We start from the raw sequence: 19,803 nt of genomic DNA on the forward strand, positions 1-19,803 counted from the left end.
TTGCGGGAACACATGCTCTAGAGGGAGTGCGGAGACGACGCGTGCCCGATAGCATCGCCCAGGCCGCGCCGCCCATGACGGGCGAAGCGCAGGGAAGCTGGAACCCGTTCCGGCTGCACGGCCGTCCGTTCTTCGAGGACAAGAACAGGGCCTTCTGGACGCTGCAGTCGGCCGGCTGGGCGGGCTATTTCATCCTGCGCACCCTCTCCGGCGTCGCCAACGACATGGGCTGGAGCTACGTGCTCCACACCCTGCTGCTCACCGCCACCGGCTATTCGATCACGCTCCTGATGGCCGCGGCCTATCGCCGGCTCATCCAGATGCGCGAGATCGTCACCTGGGTGGGCTCGATCCTGATCGTCGTCAGCGCCGCCGCCGCCTTCTCGGCGATCGAGACGTGGAGCGTCGCGACGTTCATCCAGCCCGGCACGCGGCCCGAGGGAATCCGCTTCCTCGGCGCGATCCTGCTCACCGTCTCGCTGCTGATCGCCTGGTCGGCGCTCTATTATTCGATCAACTTCTACATTCTGCTGGAAGAGCAGAAGGACCGGCTGCTGCGGCTTGAAAGCACGGCCTCCAATGCCCAGCTTGCCATGCTGCGCTACCAGCTCAATCCCCACTTTCTCTTCAATACGTTGAACTCGATCTCCACCCTCGTCCTGCTCAAGCAGACCGACCGCGCCAATGCGATGCTCTCGCGCCTGTCGTCCTTCCTGCGCTATACTCTGGTCAACGAGCCGGCCGGCACGGTCACGATCCAGCAGGAGGTCGAGACGCTGAAGCTCTATCTCGAGATCGAGAAGATGCGTTTCGAAGAACGGCTGCGGCCGCACTTCAATATCGATCCTGGCGCGGCCCAGTCGCAGCTGCCGTCGCTGCTGCTCCAGCCCCTGGTCGAAAATGCGATCAAATATGCGGTGACGCCGCAGGAGGAGGGCGCCGACATCTCGGTCGAGGTCAGGCGCCAGATCGACCGCGTCCTCATCACCGTCACCGATACCGGGCCGGGCGCCGACGCCCAGTACAAGGCGCGCGCCGAACATTCCACCGGTGTCGGTCTGGCGAACATTCGGGACCGTCTGGCGCAGGCCTATGGCGACAACCAGAGGTTCGAGACACAGTCGGACATTACAGGGGGCTTCCGCGTTTTCATCGATATACCCTTCCAAACCGAGGAGCCGAAATGACGATCCGCACCATCCTGGTGGACGACGAGCCGCTGGCGATTCAGGGTCTCGAGCTGCGCCTTCAGCCGCATGAGGACGTCGAGATCATCGACACCTGCTCGAACGGGCGCGAGGCGATCCGCTCGATCAAGACCAACAAGCCCGATCTCGTCTTCCTCGACATCCAGATGCCGGGCTTCGATGGCTTTTCGGTCATCCAGGGCCTGATGGAGGTCGAGCCGCCGCTCTTCGTCTTCGTCACCGCCTATTCCGACCACGCGCTGCGCGCGTTCGAGGCGCAGGCGGTCGACTATCTGATGAAGCCGGTCGACGAGGCGCGTCTCGCCGACACGCTCGAGCGGGTGCGCCAGCGCCTCACCGAGAAGCGCGGCGTCGAGGAGGTGGAGAAGCTCAAGGAGGTGCTCGCCGAAGTGGCGCCCGATGCGATGGAGAATGTCGATGCGGTCGGCGACGACGGCCATGCCGCCAGCCGCTACGAGAAGATGATCAACATCAAGGACCGCGGCCAGATCTTCCGGGTCGACGTCGACAGCATCGAGAAGATCGACGCCGCCGGCGACTACATGTGCATCTACACCGGCGACAACACCCTGATCCTGCGCGAGACGATGAAGGATCTGGAGAAGCGCCTCGATCCGCGCCGCTTCCAGCGCGTCCACCGTTCGACCATCGTCAACCTGGATCAGGTCCGCCAGGTGAAGCCGCACACCAACGGCGAATGCTTCCTGGTTCTGGGCTCGGGCCAGCAGGTGAAGGTCAGCCGCTCCTACCGCGACGTGGTGGCGCGCTTCGTCCACTGACGGGGCGGCGGCCCCGCCGACCGGCGACCCGCCGGCCGATGCGGCGCGGTGCGTCGTTCCCCTTCGCGCCGGGTGGCGGCGGACCGCCTTACCAGCGGTCCTGCCGGTCGTGCCTCTGGCGGTAGATGTTGCGGCTGGCCCGGTCCTGCATCCGTTCCAGCCGATAACGTTCGCGGCCGGTCAGGCCGGGGCCGTCGGCGCGGCTGCGCCGTTCGTAGCGGGCAATATGCGCCTGCTGGCGCTCGAGCCGGTAGGCCTCGCGCGCGGTGAGCTCGCCAGTGCCGACGCCGTGCCAGATGCGGTGCTGCTGGTTGCCCTGCCGCTGGTTGATCCGGGCCTCGGCCGGCATCGCGCTGGCAAGGGTGCCGACGCCGAGCGCAATGGCCGCGAACAGGAACTTGGTACGCATGTCAGGTCTCCTCGGACGATCACTGTCCGCAGGACCTAACGCGGCAGGCACGCGAACCCTTCGAAGGCGACTCGACTTTTGGTCTCGATCGAGAACATAATAGGAACATCTTGTCGAGTCGGAGAGCGCCATGCCGAAGCCGGATGTCTATCGCTATTTCCTCGCTTTCAGGCCCGATCCCGTGCTGCGCTACTGGATCGCCTCGCTGCGCCAGGCCGCCGGCCAGCATGAGCGGCAGATCAGGGAACGCCATCTTCATCTGACCTTGTGCGTGCTGCTCGAAAGCCTGGAGCGCGATCATTTCATCGCGCCCCGCGTCGAGGCGGCGCTGGCCGGCGCCGATCTGTCGTCGCTCCTGCTGCATCTCGGACGCGTCGGTGGTGGTGACGGCGGGGCGGCGCTCTATACGATCGGGCGGAAGGCCGGGTATCGCGCGTTCTGCCGCACCCTGTTCGGACATCTCGCGGCACGGGACATCATGCCAATACTGGAGAAGCACCAGCCGCATGTGACGCTGGGCCATGACCGCTGCGGCTTCGAGCCGTTCACATTCCTGTGCGAATGGGTTCCGGGCGAGATCCTGTTGATCGAGAGCGAGCACGGGAACGGCATTCATAATGTGCTCGGAAGTTGGCCGTTGCGGCCGCCCCCGCAGGGCTCCTTCCCGTTCGGCCCGACGCTCCCGCCCATTCCACCGATGCAGGCGGCGGCAGGGTCGCGCTAACCTATTCCACCCGCCGCACCCGGACGATCGCGACCGGATCGGCGAGCATCTGGCCGCGCATGCTGCCGCTGCCGGCGTTCGGGATGGTTTCGGCGTCGAGGATGCGGCGGATGACGTCCATGCCTTCGACCACGCGGCCGAAGGCGGCATAGCCCGGATCGTCGCCACGGGCGTCCATCTGCTCCATCCGGGCGGTGGTGATGAAGAACTCGCCCATCGCATTGCCCGGTGCGGTGCGCGCCATCGAGATCGTGCCGGGCTCGTGCCTGAGGCCGGTCTTGCTGGTCGGCTCGTGCGCGATCGGCGGCAGCATGCGTCGGTAGGAGCGGCGGATGCCGCCCTGGATGAAGCCGCGTCCCGGCGCGCCCCGCGTCGGCGCCGCGCGGTAGAAGCTGGTGCCGTCGAACCGGCCCTGATCGGCGTAGGCGAGGAAGTTCGCCGTGGTGACCGGCGCCCGCCGCCCGTCCAGCTCCAGCGTGATCGCGCCTGCTCCGGTCTCGATGCGGACCCGCGCCGCATCGGGCACCGGCGCCGGGGCGGCCGCATTCGCTGTGGCGGTTTCGTTGGCGGCGGCCGGCTGATTGATCGGGGCATCGTCGGTGCAGCCGACGAGGAGGGCAAGACCGGCAAGACATGCGAGCGGGCGAATCATGCGCACCAGCCTAGGCGCCCGAACGCCGCGATTGAATGGGCCGCTCCCGGTGCCGCCCGGTCAATCGGCGCGCTGCCGCGACGGATGGGCCGCGCGCCAGTCGGCCGGATGCTGGTGCGTGCCGCGCCAGACGCCGCGCCGCGCCTGCCGTGCGTCGGCCAGCTCCGCTTCATGCTCTTCGAAGCGCGGGTCGCGGGCGCCGAGCGCGAAGCCGGCGCGGACCATGGCGGCGCCGACGTCGCCGGCGCCGGTGCGGCAGTCGGCCAACTTGCGGCCGTAGCGGTCCGTCGCCCTCTCCATGCAAACGAGACCGCCGCCACGCACCAGCCGTTCCAGCGCGCCGCGTGCCGCCTCGCCGCACGGCCAGGCGCGTCCGTCGGCGTCGGTGCAGGTCTGGCGATATTCGGGCGCATCGATGCCGGCGATGCGGATCTTGTCGGCGCCCAGCTTCAGCGAATCCCCGTCGATCACCTGGATCTCGGCGCCGTCGGCGGCACGGATCGTCCGCAGCTCGGCGTCGCGGCGCTCGAACCACCACCAGGCGGCGAGCGTCAGCGCGAGCAGCAGCAGATAGCCGATCCGGCGCAGCATCTCAGGGTCAGGGCTGCGCGGCGTCGGCGCGGCGCGCGAAGGCCCGCTTCAGCAGGCGCCGCACCCAGAGCAAGACGGCGATCGAAACGACCAGCAGCACGACCGCGATCACCGTCGCCGCCAGCGGATTGGCGAGCGCCAGCCAGAGCAGCCCGCCGGTGACCACGTCCTCCCCGGTCGAGACCGCGATGTTGCTGAACGGCTCGGGGCTGGTGTTGACCACGGCACGCGTTCCCGCCTTCGCGCCATGGCTGAGCAGGGCCGCACCGCCGCCCAGAAGGAAGCTCGCCACCTGCCAGGTCGGATCCTGCGCATCGACGATCGCCATCGCGAGCAGCGCCCCGCCGACCGGCCGCACCAAGCTGTGCACCGCATCCCACGCGGAATCGAGCCAGGCGATCTTGTCGGCGAAGAATTCGGCGACGAGGCCGACGCCGGCAATGCCGATCACCCAGGGACTGGCGAGCGCATCCAGCGCGGAGAGATGCTGCGGCAGATCGATCCAGCCGTAGCGCATCGCCAGGCCGGTCGCGAAGGCGCACAGATAGAGTCGCCAGCCCGACAGCAGGCTGATACTGGCCGCAAGACCGATCAGCTCGGCAATGCCCATGGCGCGATGCTGACACTGCCGGCGGCCCGACGCAATGCGTCACCCGTTGCCGATTTCGCGCTGTCCCCTGTCCCCGCGCCACGGCATATCGGCGCGATGGATCAGGCGCGTGCCTATATCTGGTTGCCGCATGCGGGCGAGGTGCCGGCCCGGGCGGTACGCTTCGCCGTCGCCGACCGTGCCCGCCAGCTGGTCTCCGGCGCCTGGACGGTGATCGCCGACCGCCACGGCGCCTTCCACGTCGCCGGCGCGGGCGGCTTCGGCCTCGCCCGCCTCGCCATCCGCCGCCGCGGCCTCGCCTTCAGCCAGTCGCACGACGGCACCACGCCGCTCGTCGCGCGCGGCATCGCGTCGCCGGGCCCGCGCACCTCCCGCTGGATCCCGGCGCCCGGCACGACGCCCTGGCATGCCCTGTCGATCTCCTTCCCTGCCGAATATCTGCGCCGCACCCCCGGGGCGCCGGGCGATCCGGGGCGGCGGCCGATGATCCAGCTGCCCGTTCCCGAGCCCGGCCGGATGTACCGCATCGCCTTCCTGGTCACCGACAGCGCCTTCGGCCGGATCGACTATGAGGACCGGTCCGATCGCTATCTCGGCCGCGTGACCGACGGGCGCAGCCGCAGCCTGCTGATCCTCGCCCGCGTCGTCGACAGCGATCTCGCCGCGCTCAGCGCCAGGCTCTCCCGCCTGTCGCCGCAGGCCCCTCTGCGCCTGTTCAGCCGCACCGGTGCCCCGGCAGGGGACGAGCGCGGCCTGCTCTTCCCCGCGGCCGAGGCGGATCATCTCGACCTCGTCGAATTGCACAATCTCTACCGCCCACCCCTCGACGGACCGGCGCCAGCGCGCCAGCTCCGCCTTCCCCTCGACCACCATTAGGATGGCGCGCGATCACCCGCTCTTGTAAGGCGGGCCGGACCTTGCGGGAGATATACCATGACCAGGTTCTGGGCCTGTCTGACCACCCTCGCCGTCATCTCCTGCAGCGCTCCGGCGCCGGAACAGAACAAGGCCGACACGGCGACTGCGCCCGCACCCGGCAATGCCGCGGCGGCGGCGAACGCCACCGCCGGAACGGCAGGCATTCTCACCGCCTATGTCGGCCGCCATCCGGGCGAGAGCGTCGACGGCGTCACCTTCCGCGCCCATCCCGCGGTCCGCACCGCCGTCGCGGCGACGCTGACCGATCCGGCGCTGCGCCGGTTCGTCCTCGACAGCCCGGCGACCGATGCGCCGATCGTGGCGCGGGACGGCCGGATCCTCGCCTGGGGCTGCGAGCCGCACAATTGCGGCTACCACAATTGGTCGATCTCGATCACGCCGGACGGCGCCACCGCGGACGTCTGCTTCTACGACGATGACGACAGCGCCGATGGTCCCTCGCGCTGGTATCTGGCCGGCGGCACCACCGAAGAGCGGCCCGGCAACTGCCCGTCCGAATGACCGCCGACCAGGTTCTCGAACTGCGCGTCTACACGCTCCGTCCGGGCATGGGCGACGCGTTCGACCGGCGCTTCCACGGACAGATCCTGCCGATGCTCGAGGCGGCCGGCATCACCGTCGTCGCGGCACGATGCCGACAGCTATTGCCTGGTGCGCACCTTCCCGTCGGTCGAGGCGCGTCAGCAGACGCTCGACGCCTTCTACGACAGCGAGGCCTGGCTCACCCGACACGATGCGGAGGTGATAGCGATGATCGCGAGCTACAGCATGGCGGTGCTCGATGCCCCGCCGCCGCTGATCGACCAGCTCGTTGCCGGCCTCGCGCCCGCGTAAACCATAAGCCATCGGGCATTGTTAAGCAGGCCGTCCCTAGGGTTGGACCGCCATGGTCCGCCGCAGCATCCTCGGGCTGATCGCCGCCTTCCTCGTCGGCTTCTTCCTGGTGGGATTGCCGCACTGGTCCTCTTCCGACCGCAGCCAGGGCTTCGATGATCCCGCGATGATCGCGGGCCTGGCCGGCCTCTCGATGGTTGCGATGATGCTGGTCGTCGGCCAGATCGCGACGGTGCGTATCGCCTGGCTGACCATGAGCTTGTGCCTCCCCGCCGCCGTCGCTGTCCGGCTCGCTCTCGAGGCATCGGCGCTCCCGTTCTGGCCGGTGGCGATCGGCCTTGCCGCGGCCACCGGTATCGCGGCCATTCTCCCCGGCCTGCTGGCCGGCCGGCTCGCGCAGCGCCTCCAGAGCCGGAGCTCCGGCTGGATTTCAGGCGGCGAGTGACGGCGGTCCCCGCCGGCGGTCGCGCAGCCGCCAGGCTTTCTCGTGGAAGAAAAACGCAATCGCGTTGAGGCACGGTTCGATCAGCGCGATTCCGCTGGCGATCGCGACCGATCCGGTGAGCGCATAGGCCACCGAAAAGCCAACCATCAGGTGGATCGCAAGGTAGGACAGTGTCTTCGCCAGGTCTCGGGACAGGAGATCGTACGTGTGCATGGCACCCTAGTTAAGAATCGTTCGCAACAATGCCAATGACTTTATCCATATTCTGTGATCGGCTCCGGCGATCAATCCGCGGTCGGATCCGGCAGCCGCCAGTCGATCGGCGGCAGGCCGCTACTTTCCAGGAAGGCATTGGCCTTGGAAAAATGGCGGCATCCGAAGAAGCCGCTGTGCGCCGACAGCGGCGACGGGTGCGGCGCTTTCAGAACGAGATGCTGCCCGCCTTTGTCGAGGCCGTCGACCACGGCCGCCTTCTTCTGCGCATAGCTGCCCCAGAGCAGGAAGACGACCGGATCGGCCTGCCGGTTCACCGCGGCGATCGCTGCGTCGGTGAAGCGCTCCCAGCCCCGCTCGCGGTGCGAGGCGGCCTGGCCCATCTGGACGGTGAGCACGCTGTTGAGCAGCAGCACGCCCTGCTTCGCCCAATGCTCCAGATGACCGTGCCGGGCCGGCGGAATGCCGAGATCGGCCTGCATTTCCTTGTAGATGTTGACCAGCGACGGCGGGATCTGGGTGCCCGGCCTGACGCTGAAGCACAGCCCATGCGCCTGTCCCGGCCCATGATAAGGATCCTGCCCGAGGATCACGACGCGCACCTGGCCCAGCGGCGTCAGATCGAACGCCCGGAACCATTCGCTGCCCTTTGGGAAGATGCGCCGCCCCGCAGCCTTCTCCGCGACCAGGAACGCGCGAAGCTGGGTCATATAAGGCTCGGCGAACTCGCCCTTCAGCGGCGCCAGCCAGCTTTCGTGAAGCCTGATCGGCTCGCTCACGCCATCTCCTCCAATATCCGCAGCGTCGCAGGATCGCGCGCGCCGGCATAGAATGCGTCCAGCGCTTCGGTGAACGGGCCGGGCGTATCGCTCGCCGCCTCGAAGAGGGTCATCGAGGACCGGAATTTCATCGCATCGGTCGGCCCGAAAATGGCTTCGGCGCTCTTGTCTCGATGCTGAAGCGCACCTGTCGCCGCTTCGGCGAGCCGAGGCCCGAGGGTCGGGTGATCGAGATAGGCGCGCGCCTCGTCGAGCGAAGCCAGCGCATAGACTTGCGCCGTCGGACTGCGCCCGAGTCCGGCGATCTGCGGGAAGATGAACCACATCCAGTGGCTGGTCTTGCGGCCCGCCTTCAACTCGGCAAGCGCGTCCGCATAGACATTCTGCTGCGCCTCGACGAAACGGGACAAGTCCATGGGCCCGTCATAGAGGGGACCCTGCGCATAAAAAAGGGGCGCCCGAACTCGCAGGCGCCCTCTTTCAAAAACGCAACGGGACGCAAACTTACATGCCGTTCACGTCGGCCGGCGGCTGCGCATTGGCTTCGATCGCGTCCGCCCGGTTCTCGCCGGCTTCGCGCACCGCATCCGCCTGGTTCTCGAGCGTGTCGGCGACCAGGTCGTTCGACGTGTTGCCGGCAACGCCCTCAAGATAGTCGGCCTGGTTCTCGGTCATGGCCTCGACATTGTCGGCCGCGTTCTCGGCGGGCGTCTGGGTGGTGCCGCCGCACGCGGTCAGGGCCAGCATACCAGCCGCAATCGCCCCCTGGGTGAGAATCCTCATCGAAACCCCTTTCATTCCGTCACAAAGCGGGGCGTCGGACCTTGCGGACCGGCGCCCCGGGAAGCCGCGTGACACCCAGCATCCCGCGTCACAAAGCGTTCACAAGGACGAAGGTTCCCGAGAAAATTGTCGCGGGGCGCCCTTGCGCATTGGAACGGCTATCCCGTCCGGAGCCATCCCGTGACCGAATAGCGCGGCGCCCCCGCGAACGGCGCGACGATATTGACGCTGTGCGCCTGGGGGACCGCGAACAGGTTCAGCACGTTCATCCGGGGCAGCAGCGCGCGTTCGATATCGCCCGCCTCGTCGTGGAACATCAGCAGCCCGCCCCACTCGGCGCGCCATTTCGGCGTCAACCCCAGCACATAGGCGAGGCGGCGGTTCTTGCCGGCGACATTGTCGTCATGGAGCGTGAGGAAGTGGCCCGGGCCATAGCAGGTCGCCTGGGCATCGGCGAACGCGATGTCGTGCGCGCCCGTGATCGTGCGCAGGAGATCGCGTGCGGGACCGCTCGAGAGGAAGAGGGCGAGCTGGTCGAGCAGCGAGCCGTTCTTCCCGCGCTCGGCCGGATCGTCGGGAACCCGGATCGTCTCGTAGCGATACTGGAAACCCAGGGTCGCAGCCTGCATGACGATGCCGTCGAGGGTCGCCTGCTGCTCGGCCGTCATCGATGCCTGGCCGGGACGATCGACCTCGTAGAACTTCTCGCCGGCGTTGAACACCAGCCGCCAGTCGTCGCGGGCCAGCAGATGATCCCGCAGCGCCTGCGCGCTGGCGTCGTCGAGAAACGGGGCGATCTGAATGCGGCGGTCTGCGGCGAAGGTCCGGCGCAGCGCTTCGGCATCGATCGCGGGATGGAGTGCGAACGTCATGCCCGCGGACGGACGGGATTTCGGCAATCCCGTCAAGCCCATTCCTGTCGCGAGCGGGACGGCGTCAGCGGGACCGGCGCTGCTGCTCCGCATGCCACTGGCGGACCGCGGCCAGCGTGTTGGTCACGTGATTGCGCCAGTCCATCTCGCTGTGCGCATAGATGATCCGCCCGTCGGGAGCGATCACATAGGAGGTGCGGTTGGTCATGTTGGCGCCCTCGCGCAGCAGCACGTCATAGGCGCGGATCGTCTCCGGCGAGGCGGTCGCGACCGGGAAGGCGTTGCGGCAGGCCTCCACCGAAAAGCGCCGCAGCGTGTCGTAATCGTCCGCCGACATGCCGATCACGCGTGCGCCGGCGGCGCGGAAGTCGGCCGCCGCCTCGGAGAAGGCATGCGCCTCGGCCGTGCAGCCGGCGGTAAAGGCGCGCGGATAGAAATAGAGCACGACCGGGCCGTGCCGGAGCTGCTCGGCGAGATGGAGACGGAACGGCCGGCCGGCGAGCGCGCCGGTGGTGGTGAAATCGGGCGCGCGGGCACCGTTGGGCAGCGCCGGCACGGCGGCCGAAGGCGCGAGGGCGAGCAGGACGGCGAGGGCGGGGGCGAGGATGCGCATGGGTCAGGCGACTCCTGTCTTGGAGAGGGCGGCAGAATAAGGGCCGATTTCGTCGGCGACCAGCCTCAGCCGCCAGCCGCGGCGATCGCCTGCCCGAACGCGATCAGATTTCCGTCGGGCGCCAGCACCAGCAGCTCGCGCTGGCGATAGGGCTTGTCCGCCGGTCCATGGACGTCGCCCGCCGGCAGCCGGTCGAGCCGGGGCTTGAGCTCGGCGTACAGCGCGTCGACGTCGCGGCAGTCGAAATAATAGGCAAAGCGGCGCGTGCCCGGCTGGAACGGATTCCCCGGCCCGGCCGCCATCATCCGCAAGCCTGCGCCCTCGCGGCTCACATAGGCATAGTCGCTCATCCGGAAATCCACGCCGAACCCGAGCGTCTCGGTCATGAAGGCGAGCGCCGCCTCCAGATCGGGCACGAGCATGAACGGCGTGACCTGGACGATGTTGCGGGTCATCGCGCCGGCACCGCATGATCATGGCCGCCATGGCCGTCCGGCGCACCGCAATCGTCGCAATCGGCGCCCTCGCCCACCTCGATCTGGATGGTGACGTGGCCGATGCCGAACCGGTCGTGCATCACGCGCTGGGCGTCCGTGAGGAAGCCGTTGCCGGGATGGCCGCCGGCAAGGACGAGATGCGCCGTCATCACCGTCTCGGTCGTGCCCGACGCCCAGATGTGAAGGTCGTGCACCTTGGTGACGCCCGGCAGCGCGATCAGCGCGGCTTCGACGTCGTCGGTGTCGATCCCCTCGGGCACCGCACCCATCGAGAGATAGAGCGACTGCTTCAACAGGCCCCAGGTGCTCCACAGGATGATCGCGGCGATGACGAGGCTGATCGCCGGATCGATCCAGAGCGCGCCGGTCCACAGGATCAGCGCGCCGGCGACGACCACGCCGGCGGAGACGCCGGCATCGGCGGCCATGTGGAGATAGGCGCCCTGGATGTTGATGTCGCGCTTGCGGCCGCGGACGAACAGGAGCGCGGTGCCGAAATTGATGACGACGCCCATCGCCGCGACGGCGATCATCACGCCGCCCTCGACCGGCGGCGGATTGGCGAACCGTCCGATCGCCTCGGCCGCGATCGCGCCGACCGCGATCAGCAGCAGCACGCCGTTGCTGAGCGAGGCGAGGATCGAGGCGCCGCGATAGCCCCAGGTGAAGCGCCGCGTCGGCGCCCGCTTCGACAGTCCGGCCCCGACCCAGGCGACGGCCAGCCCGACCACGTCGGAGAGATTGTGCCCGGCATCGGCGAGCAGGGCCATGGAGCCGAACAGGATGCCGGCGGTGGCCTCCGCGGCCACGAACAGGCTGTTGAGCAGGATGCCGATCGCGAAGGCGCGGCCGAAATCGGGCGGGCCGTGGCCGTGTCCGTCATGATGGTGATGATGTCCGGCCAAACCGATCCCTCCGCCCCCGAGCGAGTCGGCCCCTGCCTAACCCACGAGGCGCAGGTGATGCTAGGACATGGCTTGGCCCATAGGTTTCGAACTGATACCAAATGCGCCGGGAGGATTGCCATGACGCCGGAACAGAACAAGGCGGTCCTGCGGCGCGTCTGGGACGCGTTCGCCGAAGGCGACACCCGGCCCTTCGTCGCGGCCATGGCCGACGACTTCACCTGGATCATGGAGGGAACGAACGCCTGGTCCGGCCGCTACGAAGGCAAGACCGCGGTCCGCGAGAAGATCCTGCGCCCGCTCGCCGGCCAGTTCGCGACGACCTACCGCAACCGGGCGGAGCGGATGATCGCCGAGGACGACACGGTCGTCGTCCTGTGCCGCGGCGAGGTCATGACCACGGCCGGCAGGCCCTACAACAACAGCTATTGCTACGTGATCCGGATGCAGGGCGGGCAGATGATCGAGCTCAGGGAATATTTCGACACCGAGCTCGTCACCGCCGCGCTCGCGCCGCCGCCCGCCGCCTGACCGGCTCAGGCATTTTCCAGCGCCTGGCTCAGCACCGAAGCCGAAAGGTAGAGCCGCTCGCGCACGTCGGCGGGAAGCATGTCGGCGAGCAGCCGATCGAAAGCCGGCCGGTCGCCGCGGCCACCTGCCCGGATCATCTCCAGCGCGAGCGCCTCGTCGTGGCTGAGCCGCGGGCAGCAGGGCGAGGCGGCGCAGAACGGATCGGGCCAGGCCGTGCCGATCTCCTCCATCAGCAGGTGCAGATGTGCCGCGGCGCGGGCGCAGCCGAGCCGCTCGGTGATCGCCCGCAACGGGCAGTGGCCGAGCTTGCCCATTACGATCCACAGCCTCAGAGCCATCACCGTGCGTGCCTCGGCGGCCGCGACGAGACGCAGATCGGGGGTTTCGGCAAGCGCTTGAATCAGCATCCATGATCTCCTGTGTCGACAGTATTATTGCGAACGCATCGCAATAGCAACACGAGATCATCGCCGGGGAGCCTAGAGAAAGCTTGCCCGTCGTGGCCGGGGCGCCCTAACGTCCGCCACGGATCGCCGGAGGGCCCATGCACAACCCCGAGATTTCCGCCATCGCCTCGCAGATCCAGCTGGCCGTCGCGCCGGTCTTCCTGCTCGCCGGCGTCGGCGCGATCCTCAACGTGCTCGCCAACCGGCTCGCCCGCGTCGTCGATCGCGCCCGCCGGGTCTCGGCCGCCGCGGAATCGCTCGATCCGGTCGAGCGCGACCATGCCCTCATCGAGCTGCGCCTGCTCGCCCGCCGGATCAGGGCGGCGAACCTCGCGATCATCTGCTGCACCGCGAGCGCGCTCCTCGTCTGCGTGGTCGTCGCCATCCTGTTCATTGCCGAGCCGACCCAGATCGCCGCCGCGCGGGTGATCGCGGCCCTGTTCATCCTCGCCATGGGCCTGCTGATCGTCGGCCTCCTGATCTTCCTGCAGGAGGTGCGCCTTGCCATGCTGAGCCTGCGCGCGCTCTCCAATTGGCGCCTGCACGGCCGGCTGGACGAGGCGCCCCCCGACATCAGCTGACTCGGGCGCGGCTCAGCCGTTGTTTTCCGCGCACATCGGGTCCATGGGAGCGCCATGCTTTCTCAACGGACGCGCTACACAATCCGGGCGCTGCTCCACCTTGCCGATCGCTACGGGGAAGGACCGGTCCAGCTCACCGAGATCGCCGAGGCGCAGAACCTGCCGCCCAAGTTCCTGACCGTGATCCTGTCGCAGATGCGCCGGGCCGGGCTGGTCGAGACGATGCGCGGGCGCGAGGGGGGCTACTGGCTCGCCCGTCCGCCGGCCGAGATCACCTATGGCGAGATCGTCCGGCTGACCCGCGGCTCCCTCGGGCTTCTCCCCTGCGCCAGCCGGCTTGCCTACGAGAAATGCAAGAACTGCATTTCCGAGGAGAAGTGCCGGCTGCACCGCGCCATGCTGATGGTGCGCGACGAGACCGCGCGCATCCTCGACGGCCTCAGCCTCGCCGATCCGGTCCAGGGCGACTATCTGACCGAGCGCGAGATCGCATGACCCAGCCCAGGATCGCCGTGATCGGCGCCGGTGCCTCGGGCACGATCCAGGCGCTGCATCTCCTCCGCCGAGGCGCCGGCCAGGTCGCCCTGATCGAACGCGAGCGCGTTCCCGGCCGCGGCACCGCCTACGGGACGACCCGGCCGGAACATCTGCTCAACGTCCCCGCCAACAAGATGATCGTCTATCCGGACGATCCCGGCCATTTCGCGCGCTGGTTCGCACCTTTTGGCGGCGCGCCGGACGATTATGCGCCCCGCATGCTGTTCGGCGACTATCTGTGCGAGCTCAAGGACGCCGCCGGCGACGCGATCGAGGTGATCGGCGGCGAGGCGGTCGACGTCGTTCCGGGCACGCAAGGCGAAGAGATCCGGCTTGCCGACGGGGGCAGCCTCCACGCCGACGCCGTGATCCTCGCGCTCGGCAACCTCCGACCGGCGACGCCGCCGGGCATCGATCCCGATCGTCTCGGCTCCGCTTATGTCGACGATCCCTGGTTCGGCGGGTTCCTGGAGGGTCTGGGCGACCAGGACATGATCCTCCTCCTCGGCACCGGCCTCACCGCGATCGACGCGGCGCTCACGCTCGACGCCACCGGCTTCCGCGGCCGCATCCTGTCGCTGTCGCGGCGTGGCCTCGCCCCCCGTCCGCACATCCGCAAGGACGATTCCTCCGATGCGGAGCCCGACTATCCGGGCGACCTGAGCTGGCTCCTCAACGCCTTCCGCAAACGGAGCGACGTGGTCGGCTGGCGCGTCGCGGTGCAGGAAATGCGCCCGGTCACCCAGACGCTGTGGACCGGCGCCCCGCTCCCGACCAAGCTCAGGTTCCTGCGGCATCTGCGCCCCTGGTGGGACGTGCACCGCCATCGCATCGCCCCGGCCGTCGCGGAGCGGATCGCGGCCATGGAGTCCGAGGGCCGCCTGACCTTCGCCGCCGGCCGGGCCCGGAAGATCGCCCCGGACGGCCATGGCCTCGCCGTCTCCTGGCAGCCGCGCGGCAGCAAGGAGGTGATCACCGAGCAGGTCCGCTACGCCGTCAACTGCACCGGTCCCGATCTCGGCCTCGCCAACAGCGGCGATCCGCTGCTCGCCACCTTGCGCGGCGCCGGCCGCATCCGCCCCGATCCCTGCCGGCTCGGCCTCAACGTCGATGCCGGCAGCCGCGTCATCGATGCGTTCGGCAATGCCTCGCCGTCGCTCTCCGCGATCGGCCCGATCACCCGCGGCGCCTTCTGGGAAAGCATCGCCGTCCCGGACATTTCGGTGCAGGCGCGCGACCTCGCCGAACGGCTGCTCGGCTAGAGCATGATCAGCTTAGCCTGAAACATCTCGTCATTGCGAGGAGCGAAGCGACGAAGCAATCCAGCCTGACTCGAAGGCCGCGCTGGATTGCTTCGCTGCGCTCGCAATGACGACGCAGCTTAAGATGATCGCGCTCTGGACCCTAGATCACGATCCGGAACAGCGCGCCGCCCCCGGCGCCGTCGAGAATGCTGATCGAGCCGCGATGGGCGAGCACGACCTGACGGGCGAGGCTGAGCCCCACGCCGGTGCCTTTCTGCTTGGTGGTGAAGAAGGGCAGGAAGATGTCCTGCCTGAGACCCTCCGGCACGCCCGGGCCATTGTCCTCGACCTCGATCTGCGTCCGCCCCGACGGCGTCCGCTGGAAACGGAGCGCGACCTTCGGCGCGTCGATGTGGCCGCGCGCGGCATCGGCGGCGTTGCGCAGCAGGTTGATCAGCACCTGGCTCATCAGGTCCGGATCGGCCTCGAGCGGCGCCATTTCCTGCTCGATGCTGGCGTCCAGCGCCACGTCCTGCGCCCGGTCGTCGGCGCGGAACAGGGCGGCGAGCTCCTCCGCCCAGGCGGCGACGTCGATCGGCCGGCGACGCACCTCCGGCGCGCGGCTGATCTGCCGGTAGCTTTCGACGAAGTTCATCACCCCGTCCGCCCGCCGGGCCAGGGTCTCCACCGCCTGACGGGCGTCCGAAATGTCGGCATTGCCGCCCGTGTCGACCTTGCGCATCAGCCCCGCGGCACTGTGCGCGAGCGAGGTGACCGGCGTCATCGAGTTCATGATCTCGTGGGTCAGCACCCGGATGAGGTCGCTCTGCGCGGCGATTTCGATGGCATTGAGCTCGCCCTGGATCGGCTGCACCGCGACGACGCGGACGAGGCCGCCGAGCCGGTGCACCACCGCCGCGCTGACCAGCATGGTTTGGGGCACGCCGTCGCTGAGCAGCGGCACCAGCCGCGGCCGGTTCACCGCCCCGCCCTCCAGCGCGTCGGCGAAGGCGTCGCCATATTCGCGGAAATCCTCGACGCGGACGCCCTGGTGCCGGATCAGCAGCCGCCGCGCCGCCTTGTTGGCGAGCTCGACCTTGCCGTTGTCGACGGTGAGCAGGGCGGTCGGCGCATCGTCGAGCACCGCCTCGTAGAAGCGGTTCGCGTCGATCAGCTTGTGCTTCTCGTCGCGCATGCGCTTCAGCGCCGCATCGAGCACGCTCCCCAGCTCGGAAAAGCCGCTGCCGTCGGCGCGGTGCGAGAAGCTCTGGCTGAAATCGCCGAAGCGCACCGCGTCGATGAACCGCGCCAGCTCCATGTTGGTGCGCTGGATGTGCCGCCACAGCCACGCCGCCGCACCGATGACGAGCAGGCCCGCGAGGACCCGTGCGGCGCCCAGGTCCGGTCGTTCCAGCGATCCCACGAAGGCGAAAACGGCGAGCAGCAGCAGCCCCAGCCGCCAGGCGAGGCCGAGCAGAAAGCGCGAGCCGAGGCGCACACTAAAGACCGTGCTTCTCCATCCGCCGGTAGAGCGAGGCGCGGGTGAGGCCGAGCTCGGCCGCCGCGAGCGAGATGTTGTAGCTGTGCTTCTTCAGCGCCTGCTCGACCATCTGCTTTTCGGCCCGCTCGAGATTGAGGTCGTCGCGCGCCGCGGCGACCGTCGGCGCGGCCGGAACCGGCGCCGGCGCGGAGGCCGTCGGCGTCCGGGCGGCGACGCGCGAGAGCGAGAAATCGTCCACCGTGAACGCGCCCGCGTCCGCGAGGATCACCGCGCGTTCGGCAGCATGGCGCAGCCCGCGGACATTGCCCGGCCAGTCGTAACTGACCAGCGCGTCGGCGACGGGCGGCGGGATCTCGCGCGGCTCCTTGCCGTATTTCCTGGCATACAGGCCGACGAAATGCTCGACGAGCAGCAGGATGTCCTCGCGCCGCTCGCGCAAGGGCGGCAGCTCGATCTCGACGGTGTTCAGACGGAACAGGAGATCCTGACGGAAGCGGCTCTCGTCGGCGAGCTGGTCGAAGCTGACGTTGGTGGCGGCGATGACCCGGACGTCGATTCCCACCGGCTTGTTGCCGCCGACCGGCACGACCTGCCTTTGCTCGAGCGCGGTCAGCAGCTTGGGCTGGAGATGGAGCGGCACATTGCCGATCTCGTCGAGGAACAGGGTGCCGCCGTCGGCTGCCTGCATCCGCCCGATCCGGTCGCCCTTGGCGTCGGTGAAGGCGCCCTTCATGTGGCCGAACAGCTCGCTTTCGAACAAGCTCTCGGCGACCGCGCCGAGATCGACCGAGACCAGCACATTGTCCGCCCGGCGCGACCCGGCGTGCAGCGCGCGCGCCACCAACTCCTTGCCGGTGCCGTTCTCGCCGAGGATCAGCACATTGGCCTCGGTCGGCGCGGCGCGCTCGATCAGCGAATAGACCCGCGCCATCGCCGGCGACTGGCCGAGCAGCGGGGTTTCACCGCCGGTCGGCGCCGTGACCGCCGCCGCGCGCTTGCGCTCGGTCACCACCTCGACCCGCGACGTGCGCAGCGTCGCCGCCGTCCGCACCGTGGCGAGCAGCCGCTCGTTCGACCAGGGCTTGGAGACGAAGTCGGTCGCGCCGCGCTTCATCGCCTCGACCGCGACCGAGATGCCGGCATGGGCGGTGATCATCACCACCACCGCGTCGGGATCGCGCTTCAGGATTTCGGAAAGCCAGTGGAAGCCTTCCGCCGCGTTGGTCGCGCCGCGCCCGAAATTGGCATCGAGCAGGATGACGTCCGGACGCTCCTCCTCCATCGCGGTCATCGCGGATTCGGGCGCCTGGACGGTGATGACCTCGCGGAACATGTCGCGCAGCAGCAGGCGCGCGGACATCAGGATGTCCGGATCGTCGTCGATGATGATGCAGCGCCCGAAGCGCTTCGTCTGGCTCACGTGGGCCCTCCCGTGGCTGTCCGATACCGGACAAACAACTTCCGTGCCAAGTCCGGAAGCGGACAGGGTCCATGCGAGATTCGACCAACACTTTCAAGCAGGAATCCCGGAAATCCGCCATTTCTTTCGGCTGGCACGGCTTATGCTCCGATCCGGGCAAGGGGGTCACCCTCGCCAAGGAGCACTGACATGGAAAAGGTCGAGACTTTCGCTTTCGCACTCGGTTTCCTGATGACCGGCTTCCTCTCGTTCATCGCGCTGCCGCTGGCATGAAGGGACGCAAGGTGTGCGGCGGCGGACAGCTTCTGTCCGGAATCGGACAGGCGACGCCGCCGCAGCCCAAGAAGGACAATGAAGGACGATAATGAATGAGCGTGGTGCGAATGACCAAGGGTGAGCATGGCCCCGAGAGCGGCGGCGCGATGGACCGTGTCGTCGAGACGAAGGGCCTCTCGAAGCAGATCAAGGTCGGCCTCGCTGCCGGCGTCGTCCTTCTCGTCGCATTGCTCTTCTATTTCTTCGCGCCCACCGCCAACAGCCAGACCGTCGACACCGCGCGCCTCACCATCTCCGAAGTGCAACGCGGCCGGTTCGACGACTTCCTGCCGCTGCGCGCCCGCGTCGAGCCGTCGCTCACCGTCTTCCTCGACGCGGTCGAGGGCGGCCGGGTCGAGCGCATCCTCGTCGAGGACGGCGCGATGGTCCAGGAGGGCCAGCCGCTCGCCATTCTCTCCAATTCCGACCTCCAGCTGAACGTGCTCGCGCGCCAGACCGAGGTCACCCAGCAGATCAATTCGATGCGCAGCCAGGAGCTCGCGCTCAACCAGACCCGCCTGGCCAACGAGCGCGCCCTCATCGAGGCCGATCTTGCCGCGCAGACCGCCGAGCGCCAGTACGAGCTGCAGCGCCCGCTCGCGCAGCGCGGCTTCGTGCCGCAGCGCACCTTCGCCGACAGCCGCGATACGGCCCAGGCAATGCGTCGCCGCGCCGAGGTGCTGCGCCGCCAGCGCGGCGAGGACGAGCGGCTGCAATCGAGCCAGCTCGCCCAGCTGCGCTCCTCCGCCACTGCGCTGAACGACAGCCTTTCGATCGCCCGCGGCAGCCTCGAGGCCCTGAACCTGCGCGCGCCCGTCACCGGCCAGCTCACCGCCTTCTCGATCCAGATCGGCCAGTCGCTGCAGCGCGGCGAGCGGCTCGGGCAGATCGACAGCGCCGGCCGCAACAAGCTGCGCGCCCAGGTCGACGAATTCTATCTCGGCCGCGTCGCCGAGGGCCAGATCGCCACCGCCGACGCCGGCGGCCGCCAGGTCCGCCTCAGGGTCAGCAAGATCTATCCGCAGGTGCGCAACGGCACGTTCGAGATCGACCTCGCCTTCCTCGGAGAGGAGCCGCAGAACCTCCAGCGCGGCCAAACCGTGCAGATCCGCCTGACGCTCGGCGATCCCTCGCCGGCGCTGCTGATCCCCAACGGCGCCTTCTACAACGAGACCGGCGGCAACTGGGTGTTCGTGGTCTCGCCGGACGGCTCGAGCGCGGTCAAGCGCCAGGTCCGGCTCGGCCGCCGCAATTCCGAATCGATCGAGGTGCTCGAGGGTCTCGACCCCGGCGAGCGCGTCATCACCTCTCCTTATACGGGTTTCGCCGAACGCGATCGGCTGAGCCTGAGTGGGCAATGAAAGGAGCCGATCTG

The 19,803-nt window shown here is 68.5% G+C and carries 27 protein-coding genes; 12 read left to right on the top strand and 15 right to left on the bottom strand.

What is annotated here, in order from left to right:
- Window positions 1-74 precede the first annotated feature (74 nt).
- On the top strand, window positions 75-1,187 hold the full coding sequence (locus tag RCO27_RS07495) for a histidine kinase (protein WP_309002132.1): 1,113 nt from the start codon (window positions 75-77) through the stop codon (window positions 1,185-1,187).
- On the top strand, window positions 1,184-1,987 hold the full coding sequence (locus tag RCO27_RS07500; RefSeq protein ID WP_309002047.1) for a LytTR family DNA-binding domain-containing protein: 804 nt from the start codon (window positions 1,184-1,186) through the stop codon (window positions 1,985-1,987). The genes RCO27_RS07495 and RCO27_RS07500 overlap by 4 nt, the downstream gene beginning before the upstream one ends.
- Before the next feature lie 88 nt (window positions 1,988-2,075).
- On the opposite strand, the gene RCO27_RS07505 is transcribed toward RCO27_RS07500, so the two are convergent.
- Window positions 2,076-2,396, bottom strand: a complete 321-nt coding sequence (locus tag RCO27_RS07505) for a hypothetical protein (RefSeq protein ID WP_309002048.1) — start codon at window positions 2,394-2,396, stop codon at window positions 2,076-2,078.
- 130 nt (window positions 2,397-2,526) lie between these two features.
- Here RCO27_RS07505 and RCO27_RS07510 point away from each other — a divergent pair, with 130 nt between their 5' ends.
- Window positions 2,527-3,120 carry a 2'-5' RNA ligase family protein gene (locus RCO27_RS07510; RefSeq protein WP_309002049.1) on the top strand — a complete coding sequence of 198 codons (594 nt, stop codon included), beginning with the start codon at window positions 2,527-2,529 and terminating at the stop codon, window positions 3,118-3,120.
- Window position 3,121: 1 nt separating this feature from the next.
- On the opposite strand, the gene RCO27_RS07515 is transcribed toward RCO27_RS07510, so the two are convergent.
- Genes RCO27_RS07515 through RCO27_RS07525 form a run of 3 tightly spaced genes read right to left on the bottom strand, consistent with a single transcriptional unit; the run spans window position 3,122 to window position 4,973 of the window.
- Window positions 3,122-3,772 (bottom strand): peptidylprolyl isomerase, encoded by a 651-nt coding sequence (locus tag RCO27_RS07515; protein ID WP_309002050.1) that lies wholly within the window; start codon window positions 3,770-3,772, stop codon window positions 3,122-3,124.
- A gap of 60 nt (window positions 3,773-3,832) precedes the next feature.
- Entirely contained in the window at window positions 3,833-4,363 is a 531-nt protein-coding gene (locus tag RCO27_RS07520) for a thermonuclease family protein (protein ID WP_309002051.1), read from the bottom strand.
- 7 nt (window positions 4,364-4,370) lie between these two features.
- A complete protein-coding gene (locus RCO27_RS07525; RefSeq protein WP_309002052.1) occupies window positions 4,371-4,973 on the bottom strand; it encodes a DUF4126 domain-containing protein in 603 nt (200 codons plus the stop codon).
- Window positions 4,974-4,979: 6 nt separating this feature from the next.
- Between RCO27_RS07525 and RCO27_RS07530 the strand changes: the two genes are divergently transcribed.
- From RCO27_RS07530 to RCO27_RS07545, 4 genes are all read left to right on the top strand, one after another.
- Window positions 4,980-5,849: a hypothetical protein gene (locus tag RCO27_RS07530; protein WP_309002053.1), complete on the top strand. Its 870-nt coding sequence runs from the start codon at window positions 4,980-4,982 to the stop codon at window positions 5,847-5,849.
- A 57-nt stretch (window positions 5,850-5,906) separates the two neighbouring features.
- Complete coding sequence (locus tag RCO27_RS07535) at window positions 5,907-6,413, top strand: hypothetical protein (protein WP_309002054.1); 507 nt, start codon at window positions 5,907-5,909, stop codon at window positions 6,411-6,413.
- A gap of 150 nt (window positions 6,414-6,563) precedes the next feature.
- Window positions 6,564-6,746 carry a hypothetical protein gene (locus tag RCO27_RS07540; RefSeq protein ID WP_309002055.1) on the top strand — a complete coding sequence of 61 codons (183 nt, stop codon included), beginning with the start codon at window positions 6,564-6,566 and terminating at the stop codon, window positions 6,744-6,746.
- Window positions 6,747-6,798: 52 nt separating this feature from the next.
- Window positions 6,799-7,191, top strand: coding sequence for a hypothetical protein (locus RCO27_RS07545; RefSeq protein ID WP_309002056.1), 393 nt, complete (start codon window positions 6,799-6,801; stop codon window positions 7,189-7,191).
- Here the strand turns inward: RCO27_RS07545 and RCO27_RS07550 are convergent.
- From RCO27_RS07550 to RCO27_RS07585, 8 genes are all read right to left on the bottom strand, one after another.
- Window positions 7,177-7,386, bottom strand: a complete 210-nt coding sequence (locus RCO27_RS07550; RefSeq protein WP_309002133.1) for a DUF2061 domain-containing protein — start codon at window positions 7,384-7,386, stop codon at window positions 7,177-7,179. The genes RCO27_RS07545 and RCO27_RS07550 overlap by 15 nt on opposite strands.
- An 89-nt stretch (window positions 7,387-7,475) precedes the next feature.
- The gene (gene ung / locus RCO27_RS07555) at window positions 7,476-8,183 is read right to left on the bottom strand and encodes a uracil-DNA glycosylase (protein WP_309002057.1); all 708 of its coding nucleotides are present in this window, start codon (window positions 8,181-8,183) and stop codon (window positions 7,476-7,478) included.
- On the bottom strand, window positions 8,180-8,599 hold the full coding sequence (locus tag RCO27_RS07560) for a DUF1810 domain-containing protein (RefSeq protein ID WP_309002058.1): 420 nt from the start codon (window positions 8,597-8,599) through the stop codon (window positions 8,180-8,182). The genes ung and RCO27_RS07560 overlap by 4 nt, the downstream gene beginning before the upstream one ends.
- A gap of 88 nt (window positions 8,600-8,687) precedes the next feature.
- Entirely contained in the window at window positions 8,688-8,966 is a 279-nt protein-coding gene (locus RCO27_RS07565; protein WP_309002059.1) for a hypothetical protein, read from the bottom strand.
- A 158-nt stretch (window positions 8,967-9,124) separates the two neighbouring features.
- Window positions 9,125-9,838 carry a 2OG-Fe(II) oxygenase family protein gene (locus RCO27_RS07570; RefSeq protein WP_309002060.1) on the bottom strand — a complete coding sequence of 238 codons (714 nt, stop codon included), beginning with the start codon at window positions 9,836-9,838 and terminating at the stop codon, window positions 9,125-9,127.
- A gap of 64 nt (window positions 9,839-9,902) precedes the next feature.
- Window positions 9,903-10,451 (bottom strand): peroxiredoxin, encoded by a 549-nt coding sequence (locus RCO27_RS07575; RefSeq protein WP_309002061.1) that lies wholly within the window; start codon window positions 10,449-10,451, stop codon window positions 9,903-9,905.
- A gap of 65 nt (window positions 10,452-10,516) precedes the next feature.
- A complete protein-coding gene (locus RCO27_RS07580) occupies window positions 10,517-10,906 on the bottom strand; it encodes a VOC family protein (protein WP_309002062.1) in 390 nt (129 codons plus the stop codon).
- A complete protein-coding gene (locus RCO27_RS07585; protein WP_309002063.1) occupies window positions 10,903-11,853 on the bottom strand; it encodes a cation diffusion facilitator family transporter in 951 nt (316 codons plus the stop codon). Before RCO27_RS07585 ends, RCO27_RS07580 begins: the two co-directional genes overlap by 4 nt.
- Window positions 11,854-11,973: 120 nt before the next feature.
- Here RCO27_RS07585 and RCO27_RS07590 point away from each other — a divergent pair, with 120 nt between their 5' ends.
- Window positions 11,974-12,384, top strand: coding sequence for a nuclear transport factor 2 family protein (locus RCO27_RS07590; RefSeq protein WP_309002064.1), 411 nt, complete (start codon window positions 11,974-11,976; stop codon window positions 12,382-12,384).
- 5 nt (window positions 12,385-12,389) lie between these two features.
- On the opposite strand, the gene RCO27_RS07595 is transcribed toward RCO27_RS07590, so the two are convergent.
- Window positions 12,390-12,791 carry an addiction module antidote protein gene (locus RCO27_RS07595; protein WP_309002065.1) on the bottom strand — a complete coding sequence of 134 codons (402 nt, stop codon included), beginning with the start codon at window positions 12,789-12,791 and terminating at the stop codon, window positions 12,390-12,392.
- Window positions 12,792-12,928: 137 nt separating this feature from the next.
- Between RCO27_RS07595 and RCO27_RS07600 the strand changes: the two genes are divergently transcribed.
- From RCO27_RS07600 to RCO27_RS07610, 3 genes are read left to right on the top strand one after another with little or no spacing between them, the layout of a single operon-like run.
- Window positions 12,929-13,411 carry a DUF2721 domain-containing protein gene (locus RCO27_RS07600; protein WP_309002066.1) on the top strand — a complete coding sequence of 161 codons (483 nt, stop codon included), beginning with the start codon at window positions 12,929-12,931 and terminating at the stop codon, window positions 13,409-13,411.
- 54 nt (window positions 13,412-13,465) lie between these two features.
- The gene (locus RCO27_RS07605) at window positions 13,466-13,906 is read left to right on the top strand and encodes an Rrf2 family transcriptional regulator (RefSeq protein WP_309002067.1); all 441 of its coding nucleotides are present in this window, start codon (window positions 13,466-13,468) and stop codon (window positions 13,904-13,906) included.
- On the top strand, window positions 13,903-15,210 hold the full coding sequence (locus tag RCO27_RS07610; protein WP_309002068.1) for an FAD-dependent oxidoreductase: 1,308 nt from the start codon (window positions 13,903-13,905) through the stop codon (window positions 15,208-15,210). Before RCO27_RS07605 ends, RCO27_RS07610 begins: the two co-directional genes overlap by 4 nt.
- Before the next feature lie 142 nt (window positions 15,211-15,352).
- Here the strand turns inward: RCO27_RS07610 and RCO27_RS07615 are convergent, their stop codons facing one another.
- Window positions 15,353-16,690: an ATP-binding protein gene (locus RCO27_RS07615; RefSeq protein WP_309002069.1), complete on the bottom strand. Its 1,338-nt coding sequence runs from the start codon at window positions 16,688-16,690 to the stop codon at window positions 15,353-15,355.
- Window position 16,691: 1 nt separating this feature from the next.
- The gene (locus RCO27_RS07620) at window positions 16,692-18,113 is read right to left on the bottom strand and encodes a sigma-54 dependent transcriptional regulator (protein ID WP_309002070.1); all 1,422 of its coding nucleotides are present in this window, start codon (window positions 18,111-18,113) and stop codon (window positions 16,692-16,694) included.
- A gap of 368 nt (window positions 18,114-18,481) precedes the next feature.
- Between RCO27_RS07620 and RCO27_RS07625 the strand changes: the two genes are divergently transcribed.
- Complete coding sequence (locus RCO27_RS07625) at window positions 18,482-19,789, top strand: efflux RND transporter periplasmic adaptor subunit (RefSeq protein ID WP_309002071.1); 1,308 nt, start codon at window positions 18,482-18,484, stop codon at window positions 19,787-19,789.
- The last annotated feature ends 14 nt before the right edge of the window (window positions 19,790-19,803 follow it).

Origin of the sequence: Sphingosinicella sp. LHD-64 (genome assembly GCF_031157375.1) — a bacterium.
Taxonomy (GTDB): Bacteria; Pseudomonadota; Alphaproteobacteria; order Sphingomonadales; family Sphingomonadaceae; genus Allosphingosinicella.